This window comes from Streptomyces sp. NPDC020845, assembly GCF_044334165.1.
GTDB lineage: Bacteria > Actinomycetota > Actinomycetes > Streptomycetales > Streptomycetaceae > Streptomyces.
This window is the reverse complement of the sequence record NZ_JBIRSJ010000006.1, coordinates 49,810-62,818: the sequence shown is the minus strand read 5'-3', so window position 1 is coordinate 62,818 and position 13,009 is coordinate 49,810. Positions and strand designations below refer to the sequence as shown.

The 13,009-nt window shown below is 72.4% G+C and carries 8 protein-coding genes; 4 read left to right on the top strand and 4 right to left on the bottom strand.

The features are described 5' to 3' along the window. Nucleotides 1-36 precede the first annotated feature (36 nt). Both ACH4U7_RS16310 and ACH4U7_RS16305 read left to right on the top strand, forming a co-directional pair. Entirely contained in the window at nt 37-1,782 is a 1,746-nt protein-coding gene (locus tag ACH4U7_RS16310; protein WP_398528573.1) for an AMP-binding protein, read from the top strand. A gap of 203 nt (nt 1,783-1,985) precedes the next feature. Further along, nucleotides 1,986-3,857, top strand: coding sequence for a hypothetical protein (locus ACH4U7_RS16305; RefSeq protein ID WP_398528572.1), 1,872 nt, complete (start codon nt 1,986-1,988; stop codon nt 3,855-3,857). Nucleotides 3,858-3,870: 13 nt separating this feature from the next. Here ACH4U7_RS16305 and ACH4U7_RS16300 read toward each other — a convergent pair whose 3' ends face one another. Then, nucleotides 3,871-4,848, bottom strand: coding sequence for an alpha/beta fold hydrolase (locus ACH4U7_RS16300; RefSeq protein ID WP_398528571.1), 978 nt, complete (start codon nt 4,846-4,848; stop codon nt 3,871-3,873). A 194-nt stretch (nt 4,849-5,042) separates the two neighbouring features. Next, on the bottom strand, nt 5,043-5,780 hold the full coding sequence (locus ACH4U7_RS16295; RefSeq protein WP_398528570.1) for a hypothetical protein: 738 nt from the start codon (nt 5,778-5,780) through the stop codon (nt 5,043-5,045). Between the two features lie 167 nt (nt 5,781-5,947). Between ACH4U7_RS16295 and ACH4U7_RS16290 the strand changes: the two genes are divergently transcribed. Beyond that, nucleotides 5,948-6,229: a hypothetical protein gene (locus tag ACH4U7_RS16290; protein ID WP_398528569.1), complete on the top strand. Its 282-nt coding sequence runs from the start codon at nt 5,948-5,950 to the stop codon at nt 6,227-6,229. Further along, the gene (locus ACH4U7_RS16285) at nt 6,226-6,639 is read left to right on the top strand and encodes a helix-turn-helix domain-containing protein (RefSeq protein ID WP_398528568.1); all 414 of its coding nucleotides are present in this window, start codon (nt 6,226-6,228) and stop codon (nt 6,637-6,639) included. The genes ACH4U7_RS16290 and ACH4U7_RS16285 overlap by 4 nt, the downstream gene beginning before the upstream one ends. 18 nt (nt 6,640-6,657) lie before the next feature. Here the strand turns inward: ACH4U7_RS16285 and ACH4U7_RS16280 are convergent, their stop codons facing one another. Both ACH4U7_RS16280 and ACH4U7_RS16275 read right to left on the bottom strand, forming a co-directional pair. Further along, the gene (locus tag ACH4U7_RS16280; RefSeq protein WP_398528567.1) at nt 6,658-9,111 is read right to left on the bottom strand and encodes a SpoIIE family protein phosphatase; all 2,454 of its coding nucleotides are present in this window, start codon (nt 9,109-9,111) and stop codon (nt 6,658-6,660) included. Between the two features lie 69 nt (nt 9,112-9,180). Next, nucleotides 9,181-12,969, bottom strand: coding sequence for a HAMP domain-containing protein (locus ACH4U7_RS16275; protein ID WP_398528566.1), 3,789 nt, complete (start codon nt 12,967-12,969; stop codon nt 9,181-9,183). Nucleotides 12,970-13,009: the final 40 nt, after the last annotated feature.

The window sequence follows — 13,009 nt, the reverse complement described above, 5'->3', positions numbered from 1 at the left end:
CGACCCGCACTCACCACGCGATCACGAGGAGCACTCATGACCGACCGCCCGGCCGACCCATCAGGTCCACCGGACTCATCAGGCCCACCGGACTCATCCGCGACCACCGCCGCGCTGTCGTACGCGAGCGGGGCGGGCGAGGTCCCGCTGCTCGGCGACACCATCGGCGCCAACCTGGCCTGCGCCATAGAGCGGTTCGCCGACCGGGAAGCGCTCGTCGACATCCCCACCGGCCGCCGCTGGACCTACGCCGAGTTCGGCCGGTCCGTCGAGGAGGTCGCGCTCGGGCTGATGGCCAAGGGCGTCGGCAAGGGCGACCGGGTCGGGATCTGGGCCGTCAACTGCGCCGAGTGGGTGCTGGTGCAGTACGCCACCGCCCGCATCGGCGCGATCATGGTCAATATCAACCCCGCCTCCCGCGTCCATGAGCTGACGTTCGTGCTTCGGCAGGCCGGTATCTCCGTACTGATCTCCTCGACCGAGCACAAGACCAGCAACTACCGCCGCATGGTCGAACAGGTGCGCTCCGAGTGTTCCGCCCTGCGCGATGTCATCTACATCGGCGACCGCACCTGGGACGGTCTTGTACGCGCCGGCGCCGATGTGTCACGGGAGCGGCTGATCGAGCGCGAGGCCCGGCTGACCTGCGACGACCCGGTCAATATCCAGTACACCTCCGGTACGACCGGCTTCCCCAAGGGCGCCACGCTCTCGCACCACAACATCCTCAACAACGGCTACTCCGTCGGGGAAACGCTCGGCTACACCCAGCAGGACCGCGTCTGTCTGCCGGTCCCCTTCTCCCACTGCTTCGGCATGGTGACCGGCAACCTGGGCGCCACCAGCCACGGCGCCTGCATCGTCATCCCCGCCCCCACCTTCGACCCGGCCGCCACGCTCCGGGCCGTCGAACAGGAGCGGTGCACCTCGCTGTACGGCGTCCCGACGATGTTCATCGCCGAACTGGGGCTGCCCGACTTCGACTCGTACGACCTCTCCTCCCTGCGCACCGGGATCATCGCCGGATCCACCTGTCCGGCGGAGGTGCTGCGGCGCGTGGTGGACGAGATGCATATGGCCGAGGTGTCGATCTTCTACGGCATGACCGAGACCTCGCCGGTGTCCACCCAGACCCGGCGCGACGACGATCTGCGCCATCGCACCGGTACGGTCGGCCGGGTGCTGCCGCACCTCGAGATCAAGGTCGTGGACCCGCTGACCGGGGTGACGGTGCCCCGCGGCACCCGCGGTGAGCTGTGCACCCGCGGCTATTCGGTGATGCTCGGCTACTGGGAGGAGCCGGAGCGGACCGCCGAGGTGATCGACGGGGGCCGTTGGATGCACACCGGCGACCTCGCGATCATGGGCGAGGACGGCTATGTCCGGATCGTCGGCCGGATCAAGGACATGATCATCCGGGGTGGGGAGAAGGTGTACCCCCGGGAGATCGAGGAGTTCCTGTACACCCATCCCAAGATCGCCGATGTGCAGGTCGTCGGCGTACCGGACGAGAAGTACGGCGAGGAGATCCTGGCCTGCGTCATCCTGCGGGAGGGCGCCAAATCGCTCACCCGCGACGAGCTGGCCCGCTTCTGCCGGGGCCGGCTCGCCCACTACAAGGCGCCCCGCTATCTGCGGGTCATGGACGCCTTCCCGATGACCGTCAGCGGTAAGGTCCGCAAGGTCGAGCTGCGCCAGGCGGGCATCGCCGACGCGGTCCGGCTGCGGAACTCCCGGACGGAACAGGCGGACGCGAAGGCCCAGGCCACCCCCCTGCGCTGACGCATCAGGCGCACACCCGGCGCCAGAAGCATGTCCGGCGGCAGCCTCACCCGCTGCCGCACGGCATTGAAACCGCACCCCTGCTCCCTGCTCCCTGCTCCCTGCTCCCTCTCCGCCCGGCCCGGGCGGCGGCTCTGTCAGTGCCGCGTGATGGACTGTCATCGGTACGGCAAGCGGTATGGCGAGGCACCACGGGGGCACTGATGACAGGGCGGCGTTCGGCACTGGCCGGGATCGACACACTGCGCGGGCTTTCGCGGGGCGCCCCACCGCTGCCCACGGACGAAGGCGTACTGCGCCGCCTGGCCGCCACGCATGTCACCTTCTGGCCGGGCGCTCGGTTCCCGGCCTGGGTGCGCGACGCCTGGGAAGCGTGGGACGGCCGCGGGATCGCCGACCCGCTGCGGCTGGTGCCGGAGCCCGACACCCACCGGGTGCTGGGCAGGCTCCGCGAGGACCGCGCCTGGAGCGACCGGCTGGGGCTCAAGGACTCGATCCGCGACGAGCTGGACACGGCCTGGTTCGCGGGCACGGTCAGCGGCCCGGACCTGCTCTCCGTCATTCCCGCGCGGTACACCATGCCGGTGGAGTTCCGCGCCGAATCCCCGGCCATGCACGGGCTGGAGCGGACCTTGGGCTCCTTCCTGGCCGGTGCGCTCGGCACCGACACGGACGGCTGGCTGCGGCTGATGACCGCCGTGGAGGAGGTGCGCACCCTCCCCGGCGCGGACCGCGACGCCACCTGGCCCGATCTGCTGGCGCGCGCCGCCGCCACCGCTCCCGACCCCCGGCGGATCGTCCCGTACGCCAAGGTGACCGGCCGCGCCCGGGAGAAGCTGCTGCGGGGCGAGTGGACCTGGCCGGCCGGGGAGGTGCTGCGGCGCGCGCCCGACGCCAAGATCCTGGACGCCCTGATGCCGCTGCTGCCCGACCACACGGGCTGGCTGCTCGCGCTCTACGTGATCGCCCAGCGGCAGGCCGCGCCCGAGGCGGTCGTCGAGCATCTGGTGCGGCGCGGTGACCGTGAGGCGCTGATGATGCTGGCTGAGTGGGTCGACGTGGACCGGCCCACCCAGCGCGCGCTGCTCGCCCTCGGCGACCCTGAGATCCACCTCGCCCTGCTCGCTCCGCACCTGTACACCGGCCCGGAGGTGGCCCGGCGGGTGCTGGACGGTTCGGTGCCGCTGGCCCCGTACGAGGCCACGATCCCGGGCAACGCCTACCCCGATCTGTTGCACGCGGCCGAACCGGAGCTGATCGAGGCCGCGTTCGCGCACGACCGCGGGCGGTTCAAGACCCCCGAGCAGCTTGTCGGCTGTCTGAACATGCTGCGGCGCGGCGGTCCGCACCGGCTGTCCGCGCTGCTGGCCACCGGGAGGGTGGGCCCGGCCGTCACCAAGATGTGCCGGCAGGCCCTCGCCTCCGCCGACCCCCTTGCCGCGCTCGAAAAGCGGGCGGAGCGCGAGCTGACGACGAAGAAGCTGGCGAGCCGGCTGCGCGGGGCCCGGGTCAAAGCGGGCTTCAGCGACACCGAGCGGCTGCTCGCCCTCTTCCCGGACATCGACTGGGCGTATCTGGAGGCCGAGCACGCCCGCGAGCCGTTCGAGTTCTGGTCGGTGGTGGTCGGCCGCGCCACGACCCCCTCCGCCGTCGCCGCCCGCCACGCCGACGCGATCCTGGGCGACCGGCGCGGCAGCTACCGCCGCCGTCCCGTCCGGGACCCCGAGATCGCCCGCGGTATGGCCCGGCACGGGCTCAGGGCCTCCGACTGGAGGGCGATCACCCTGCGCGCCGACCGGCTGCTGGCCGACGGCCTGCTGACGGACCGCGACCTGGTCTCCGTCGCGGCCCCCGCCGACCGTATCCTCGGCTACCTCGGCAGCGCCCTCCGCCGCCCCGACGCCCCGCACCAGGCCCGGGCCGCCACCGAGCGGATCGCCGAGCTCGTCGCGGTCCACCTCGACGGCAGCGCCGACCCGGACGCGGCCTGGCAGCGGACGTACGCCCGGCTGACCGGGCAGGACCCGCGGTGGCCGCGGGCCGGCAGCATCGAGGCCACCCTCACCGAGGGCTGACACCGCCGGTCCGTCATGAGCGCGAGCGCAGACCGGCGGTGAAGGAGCGGATCAGCCCGGCGACCGCGTTCGGGCGTTCCAGGAGCATCGCATGCGACGCATCGAGGGTTTCGAGGCTGACGTGGGGGTGTGCGGCGGCGAGCTCGCCCAGGTCGCGGTCGAGGCCCTTGACGTACGCGGCCATCAGCTCGTCGAACCACGCCAGCGGGCCGCCCTGCGCCACCAGTCGCCCCGCGCGGACGATCAACACCGGGCGGGTGAGGCGGCGGTAGACCGGGAAGAGGTCGAGCGCGTTCATCTGGCCGAGCATTTCCAGGCCCCGCTCCCGCTCCGGCCGCATAAACAGCTGCCCCTCCGGGGTCTCGCCGAGCGCGCGCCGGATGCCCTCGTCGAGCACTTCGGGCGCGATCCCCAGCGCCTGGGCCATCGCCGCCCGCTGGGCGAGCACGGTGGTCTCCAGCTCCTCCGGCGGAAAGGTCCGGCCCATCGCGGCGGCGGAGAACTGCTGGGCGCGGTCGAGGCCCTGGACCACGGTGTCCCGGTCGAGGCCCACGTACTGCTCGGGGCGGCCGTGGCCGACGCCGTCGAGGTTGACCGCGGCGGGGGTGTGCGGATGGGCGTCCGCGTACAGCGCGGCGGCCATGCCGCCGAGGGAGTGGCCGACCGGTATGGCCTCCGCGATGCCGCAGGCATCGAGGACGGCCTTGATGTCGTCGAGCACGGCGGGGAACGTCCAGGGTGTGGAGCCGGGGCCGGAGCGGCCGTGGGCGCGCAGGTCCATCGAGACGACGCGGTGGTCCGTGGCGAGGTCGGCCGCCGCGACCGACCAGTCGGCGAGGGTACGGGAGGCCCCGTGGAGCAGCAGCAGCGGGGTGCCGGCGCCGCCGTGGTCGCGTACGGCCAGCGGCACGCCGTCGCGCTCGACGGTGAGCTCGGTGGGGGAGGCGGGGGAACCGGGGGAATCGGGGGAGGCAGGGGCGGATGAGGGCATGGGATATCGCTCCGTAGCGTCGCGGAAAGGCGCGGAAGGCGCGGAAAGGGGATCGACCACCGACCGGGGCCGACCACCACCGTAGGGCGCTTCGGAGAGCCGAAGATCATCCCCGAAGGGGAGGCCCGAGGGCCCTCCGCCGGGTCATAATGAACAAGGCCCCAACACAGAGCGGTCCAACACAAAACAGGGGCTCACCGCTTGGGCGGCCCCACCCGGATCAGCGTGTCCGCCGGGTCGTTGATGGGCTGTGGGGTCCCGGTCAGATCCATGATGAAAAGCGGCAGCTGCAGCGCGTCGGCGCGCGCCCGCGCATCCCGCGCGTAGCCCGCGAGCGAGAAGAAGACGCCGGCGGCGGATTCGTTGAGCCCGTTCAGCCACAGGCATTCGATATCGCGCAGCGCGGTGGGCCGGGTGGTCGGGTCCACCTGGGCGACCACACCAGGACCGCGCAGATCCACCCCGGAGGCATCCTGGCCCTCCGGCCGCCGCACACCGCCGAAGCCGAGCCATTTCAGATACTGCGCGGCGGCCGTCACCGCGTCCCGCGCCGTACGGATCGTCACCGGCCGGAACGCGGGCCGCAGCACGGGCCGGCCCGGTGGTCCGGCGGCCCCCGTCGCCGGGTCGCCGGGGCGGGCGGTGGCCGGGGCGCGCTCCGCGGGGTCGGGCGCCGGCGCCACGGGGACGCGGACCAGCGCCCCGCACGCGCAGCCGAACTCCGGCTGGGGCCAGTGGCCCTGCCGGCCGCACATGGCGCAGTTGGCCGCCACCCAGGTGTCCTCCCAGGTGCGGTGCTCGATCTTCTGCGGGGCGCCGTCGCGCACCACGGGGAGGGTGAGCGGCGCCCCGCACGAGCACGGGTAGGTGGGCGGAGTGAACGACTGCTCGCGGCGGCACGAGGGGCAGCGCACCGGCACGCTCTCTGTCATCTGTTGCTCCGAGGTCCGAGTTCCGGGAGAGAGGGTCTGTGCCCATGCTCCATGAAGCGCGGGGTCGGGGGCGGCGACTTGGGGGTTCTTGGGGGTTCTGCGTCCGGCGGGCCGACCGCCGTGGGACGCTCGTGACGTCTCCTGTGCGGGAGCAGTAGGTTGGCGGCGTGAGACTGAGGGTTGAGTTCACCACCGAGCCGTTCGACCTCGACGAGGTGCCGCCGCACGCCGTGGTGGCCCGCGACATCGTCCAGGGCGCCCCGTTGGACTCCGTCGACGTCGGCCCTTTCGGCAACACCGCGGAGGGCGGTGCGGAGCACGTCCTGGCCGCCGTCCACGAACTGCTGCGCGAGTCCCTGGAGGCGGGGGCGACCCGCATCTCGCTCCAGGTCAACGTCCTCCCGGAGTCGGCCGCGGCCACGGGCGAGGCGGGGGAGGGCGGCAGGTGACCCGTCCCGCCGACGACCCCTTCGTCACGGCGGTCAGGCCGCTGGTGGATGCCATCGGCGGCGAGTTGATCGCCCCGGACAGCGCCGAGGGTGACGATGTGATCCTCTCCTGGGAGGGCCGGGAGGTCGTGGCCGTACGGCTGCCGCACCTCTCCGACTCGCTCGACCACATCCTCGCCGAGCTCCGCCGCCGCCACGGCGTCCCGCTCGCCGATCTCGACCGCAAGACCAAGCAGTCGGTCGTCCGTCTCCTCGAACAGCGCGGCGCCTTCTCCATGCGCCACGGCGTGGAGACGGTCGCGAGCGCGCTCGGCGTCAGCCGCTTCACCGTCTACAACTACCTCAATTACGCCGATGAGCAGCGGGCCAAAGCGCGTGGGGGCGGTGAGCGGCCGCGGCAGGATGACTGACCCGGCGCACCGGGACGATCAGGTCGGTTGAACCGCGATCAGGCAGGTGTCGTCGTCGGTGTTGGCGATGTCGCAGGACAGCAGGTCGTCCAGATAGTCCTCGAGGTCGTCCACCGGGCGGCCGGCGGCGGCGAGGAGCTGTCCAAGGGCTTGGTCGATGCCGCTGTCGCGGCGCTCGATCAGGCCGTCGGTGTACACCAGCAGGATGTCGTGCCGACGCAGCTCGTGCTGGGTCTCCTCGTACGAGGCGGCAGCGACAGCGCCCAGCAGCACACCGTCCGGCGGCGTGAGCGCTTCGGCCTTCCCGCGGCTGACGAGGATCGGGGGCACATGTCCCGCGTTGGCCCAGCGCAGGGTCCGGGCGGCGGGATCGAACAGGCCGCAGACGACTGTCGCGGTGACCTGCTCGGAGAGGCAGCAGGCGACGGTGTTGAGCCAGGAGAGCAGCCGGCCCGGCCCGGCACCGGTGACGGCCAGGCCGCGCAGGGCGTTGCGCAGGACGACCATGCCCGTCGCGGCAGCGATGCCGTGGCCGGCGATGTCACCGACCGTGAGCAGCACCCGGCCGTCGGGCAACTCGACGGCGTCGTACCAGTCTCCGCCGACCCGCTGGTCCTCCTCCGCCGGGCGGTAGCGCACGGCGACCCGCAGCCCCGCCCGGTACACCGGGTGTTCCGTCGGGGGCATGATCGCCCGCTGCAGCTGTCGGGTCAGCCGATGACGCTCCGCGGCCTGCTGCTCGGCACCGGCAAGCCGGTCCCGGGTGGCGGCCAGCGCGACCTCGGTCCAGCGGTGGGGAGAGATGTCCTGGTAGGCGCCGCGTACTGCGACCAGCAGCCCGGAGGCGTCGCAGAGGGGTTCGGCGACCACCCGCAGATGGCGGACCACCCCGTCGGCGCGCCGAAGCCGGAAGGTGATCGCGCTCTCCTTCCGCTGATGCAGCACGCTGCGCAGGAAGCGCCGCACGGCGCCGGTGTCGTCGGGGTGCGCATGTCCGGAGAGCTGGTGCAGCGGCACCGGGGCCGCGCCGGGCTCCAGCCCGTACAGGGCGGACAGCTGCTCGGTCCAGGAGATCTCACCGGTGGTCAGGTTCTCCTCGAAGGCGCCGATCCGGCTGAGCCGCTGGGCGTGTCCCAGCAGGTCGGCCAGTCGGGCGTCGCCCTCCGGGAGCCGCCAGCTGAGCAGCACCACATCGCCGAAGCGGGCCAGCCCCACGGCAGCTACCACGGCCGGTGGCGCCGCGCTGCCCGGGAACCTGAGCACCGTGCTCCGGCTGCGATACGGAGCCCCAGTGCTGTGCACCCGCTTGATCCGCTCGAACAGGCCGCCCTCCGCGGCGAACAGCGGATACGCCTCCAGCAGCGGGAGCCCGGTCAGCGAGCCACGGGGACGGCCGGCCGGGTCGGTGAAGCGCGTGTTGGTGTGCTCGATCATGAAGTCGGTGATCCGGCCGTCGCGGTCCCGCAGCGGGCGCAGCAGGGCGGCGGAGTCCAGTAGGCCGTCGAGCAGTCCGACGAGCCAGGCGGCGGCCCCGCCGGGCGGGCTGCCCGACTCCAGGCCGTGGTCGGAGAGCGACAGGGCGCACAGCTGGGCCAGGGCGTCCAGCTGTCGTTGGAGGGCGGGCGCGGGGTGGGGGCCTGGCCAGTGGACCTCCAGGACGCCCACCCGCTGACCGCCGGCTTGAGCGGGCACGACGGCCCGTGTGCCGCCGCTGCCGCCGCCGATGGTGGGCGGCGGAGGGTCGCCGGACTCGTTGATCCACAACGTTCGGTCCTCGGTGATGGCCTGCTGGGCCGGGGTGCCGAGCCCGGGCGGGACATAGCGCCAGCGGGCGGCCTCGGCGGGGCCGAACCCCGCCTCTCCCGCCAGTGTGAGGGAACCGTCGGGGGCGGCCGACCACACGGCGGCGGCGGTGGCGCCCAATGGTCTCAGGGCCCGGTCGAGGAGGCCGCGGGCGAGCGCCTGGGTGTCGTCACCGGCCAGGATGGCGGCGGCCTCCGCCGTACGCAGCCGCAGGGCGGGCCCTTCGCGCCGCGGGCCCGCGGCTTCCCCTGCGGTTCCCTCTGCCGTACGGCCGGTGCCGGACGTGGCGGCCTGCGCGGCACGGGCTTCCGCGACCGCGGCTGCGGTGGCGTCCGAGGAGGCCTGGTTGATGATGTCGGCGGCCAGCTCGGGCAGGGGCATCCGGGCGTCGGAGGCGAGCGTCCGCAGCTGCTGCGCGGCTTCGGCCGGAGCGCAGTTCAGCCGTTCCACGAGGACGCCCTCGGCGAGTTCCACCAGAACCCGGGCCTCGCGGTCCTCCCACAGGGCGCGAATCTCGGTGCTCAGCCGGTCGACCGTGGCCGCCAGCCCGGCCGTTCCGGCGTCACCGTGTGGTGCGGGACGCACGGCGGGTTCGGAAGCGGCGGGTTCGGAAGCAGCGGGTTCGGAAGGGGGCCGCTGCCGCGTGGGCTCGTGCTGCTGCTCCACCATGGGGTTGCTCCTCGGCCCGGGGATCCGGCGGGCGGTTGCTCTGCTCGCCCGGTGCCCACCCCAAGCACATCACAGGTCGAGCCAGCGGCGCATGCAGTGGACCAGCTGCTGTGCGTCGACGGGCTTGGGCACGTAGTCGTCCGCCCCGGCGGCCAGGCACTTCTCCCGGTCACCGGACATGGCCTTGGCAGTGACCGCGATGATCGGCACACGGCGACGCCCGGGCATGACACGGATTGCCGCGGTGGCGGCGTAGCCGTCCATCTGCGGCATCATCACGTCCATCAGGACCAGGTCGATGTCCTCGTCGGCCAGCGCCTCCACGCCTTGACGGCCGTTCTCGGCGTGCACGACGCGCATGCCGTGCAGTTCCAGGATGCCGGTGACGGCGAAGACGTTCCGGGCATCGTCGTCGACGATCAGTACGGTGTGGCCGGCCAGCGGGTCGGCCTCCGGGGGTGCGGGCCCTGGCCTGGTCTTCGGGGCGTGGACCAGCGGCAGGGCCTCGCCGGGGTGCTCGGCGGTCAGGTGCAGCACGATGCGTGTCCGCAGCTCGTCCAGGCTTGTGAGCACTTCGAGGGGCTGGGCGCCGGCCCGGGCCCGGAGCCGGTGCTCCTCCTCGGCCGAGGGCGCCTGGTGGCCGCAGTGGACCAGGACGGGGACGTGGCGCAGGGCCGGGTCGGCGTCGGCGTCGAGGAGACGCAGCAGTTCGCCCGCGCCCTCGCGGGGCAGACCGCAGTCCACCACCGCGCAGTGGTGTGTCCGGCCGGCCAGTGCGGCCGCCGCCTCCTCGGGATCGGTGGCAGTGTCCACCCGGACGGGCGAGGGGACCCCGGGCAGGTCGGCGACAGCGCTCTCGGCCAGCAGGGACAGCAGCCCCCGCGGCCTGGCCTCGACGACCAGCACGCGGCGCCCTGCGGGTGGCACGCTGTGGCGGTCCGCGGCGTGGTCGGCTTCGCCGGGGCGTCCCGGGCCGTCGGGTGCGGTGCCGCGGTGGTGGCGGGGCGCCGCGCCGGGCACCGCCGCTGCGGGGGCCGCGGTGGCAGTGTCCGGCGGGTGCGGTGCCGCGGTGTCCTGGACGGTGGGGTGCACGGTCGGCAGGTACAAGGTGAAGCAGCTGCCCTCGCCCTGGGTGCTCCGGGCGTGGATGGAGCCGCCGAGCAGGTAGGCGATCTCGCGGCAGATGGACAGGCCAAGGCCGGTTCCACCGTACTTGCGGCTGGTGGTGCCATCGGCCTGCTGGAAGGCGCCGAAGATGCCCTCCAGGTGCTGTTCCGAGATGCCGATGCCGGTGTCGCTGACCCGGAAGGCCAGGGCGGGGCGGCCGGAGCGGCGGACGGAGTCGGGCAGGTCGGCGGCGGACTCCTCGACGCGCTCGATCCGCAGTTCGACATGGCCTGCCTCGGTGAACTTCACCGCGTTGGAGAGCAGGTTCCGGAGCACCTGGCGCAGCCGGGACTCGTCGGTGACCAGTTCGGACGGGACTTCGGGCGCCGTGACGACCTGGAACTCCAGCCCCTTCTGGGAGGTCAGGGGGCGGAAGGCGGCCTCCAGGGAGTCCAGCAGCCGGCGCAGCCGGAAACGCTCGGGGCTGATGTCCATCTTCCCCGCCTCGACCTTGGACAGGTCGAGGATGTCGTTGATCAGCTGGAGCAGGTCGGAGCCGGCGGAGTGGATGACTTCCGCGTACTCCACCTGCTTCGGGGTGAGGTTGCGGCTGGGGTTCTGGGCCAACAGCTGGGCGAGGATGAGCAGGCTGTTGAGCGGGGTCCGCAGCTCGTGGCTCATGTTGGTCAGGAACTCCGACTTGTACCGAGAAGCACGGGCGAGCTCCCGGGCCCGGGCCTCGAGCTCCTGCCGTGCCTGCTCGATCTCCTGGTTCTTCGTCTCGATGTCCCGGTTCTGGCTGGCCAGCAGCGCGGCCTTCTCCTGCAGTTCGGCGTTGGAGTGCTGCAGTTCCTCTTGGCGGACCTGGAGTTCCTCCGAACGTGCCTGAAGCTCGCCCGCGAGGCGCTGGGACTCGCCCAGGAGCTCGTCGGTGCGGGCGCCTGCGATGATGGCGTTGACGTTGCCGCCGACGGTCTCCATCAGCTGGTCCAGGAAGTCCCGCTGCACCGGGGTGAAGCGGCCGGTGGAGGCCAGCTCGATGACGCCGAGCACCTGCTCCTCCGCCATGACGGGCAGCACGACCAGGCTGGCGGGGGCCGCGCCGCCGAGCCCGGAGGAGATGACGTAATCGGCTGGGACGTCGTCCACCGCGATGGTGCGCCGGCTGCGGGCGGCCTGACCCACCAGCGACTCGCCGAGCCGGAACCGCGTGGGGCGGCGGGAGCCCTCGGGACGGCCGTAGGAGTCGATGAGGCACAGCCGCACGCCTTCGTGAGTGTCCTCGGCGAGGAAGAAGGCGCCGTACTGGGCGGAGACCAGCGGTACCAGCTCGTCCATGATCAGCCTGGCGACGTCGGCGAGATCGCGGCGGCCCTGTATCAGGCCGGAGATCCGGGCCAGGTTGGTCTTGAGCCAGTCCTGCTCCTGGTTGGCCCGGGTGGTCTGGCGCAGCGACTTCACCATGGCGTTGATGTTGTCCTTGAGCTCGGCGACCTCTCCGGAGGCGTCCACGGTGATGGAGCGGGTGAGGTCGCCCTCGGCCACCGCACTGGTGACCTCGGCGATCGCGCGGACCTGCCGGGTGAGGTTGCCGGCCAGCTCGTTGACGTTCTCCGTGAGCCGCTTCCAGGTGCCCGAGACGCCCTCCACTTCGGCCTGCCCGCCGAGGCGGCCCTGGCTGCCGACCTCGCGGGCCACCCGGGTCACCTCCGCGGCGAAGGAGGACAGCTGGTCGACCATGGTGTTGATGGTGGTCTTGAGCTCCAGGATCTCCCCGCGGGCGTCCACGTCTATCTTGCGGTGCAGGTCGCCGCCCGCGACGGCGGTGGTGACCTGGGCGATATTGCGGACCTGGCCGGTCAGGTTGTTCGCCATGGAGTTGACGCTGTCCGTGAGGTCCTTCCAGGTGCCCGCCACATGCGGCACCCGGGCCTGGCCGCCGAGGATGCCGTCGGTGCCCACCTCGGAGGCCACCCTGGTCACCTCGTCGGCGAACGCGGAGAGCGTGTCGACCATGGTGTTGATGACCCCGGCGAGGGCGCCGACCTCCCCCTTGGCCTCGACGACGATCCGCTGGGAGAGGTCGCCCCGAGCGACCGCGGTGGCCACCTGCGCGATGTTCCGCACCTGGCCGGTGAGATTGGACGCCATGACATTGACGTTGTCGGTGAGGTCCTTCCAGGTGCCGGAGACCCCGCGGACGGTGGCCTGGCCGCCGAGGTTGCCCTCGGTGCCCACCTCGCGGGCCACCCGGGTCACCTCGTCGGCGAACGCCGAAAGCTGGTCGACCATCGTGTTGATGGTCTCCTTGAGCTCCAGGATCTCCCCGCGAGCGTCCACGGTGATCTTCTGGGAGAGATCGCCGCAGGCCACGGCGGTGGCCACCTGCGCGATGTTCCGCACCTGCGTGGTGAGGTTCCCCGCCATCGCGTTCACCGACTCGGTGAGGTCCTTCCACGACCCCGACACGTCCGGCACCCGGGCCTGTCCGCCGAGGCGGCCCTCGCTGCCGACCTCGCGGGCCACCCGGGTCACCTCGGAGGTGAACCGTGACAGCTGGTCCAGCATGCCGTTGAAGACGGTGGCGATCTCACCGAGCAACCCGTCGCCGTCTTCGGGGATCCGGGTGCGAAAATCGCCGTCCCGGACCGCGGTGAGACCGTCGAGCAGGCGGCGCAACCCGGTCTCGTCCATCTGGCAGGCCACGCTCGCAGTTCCGTCCCGCGCGGCCGCACCGAAAGCCTCGGCCATCTCCGCTCCCGCCGTACTGATCCACCACCGACCGACCGGC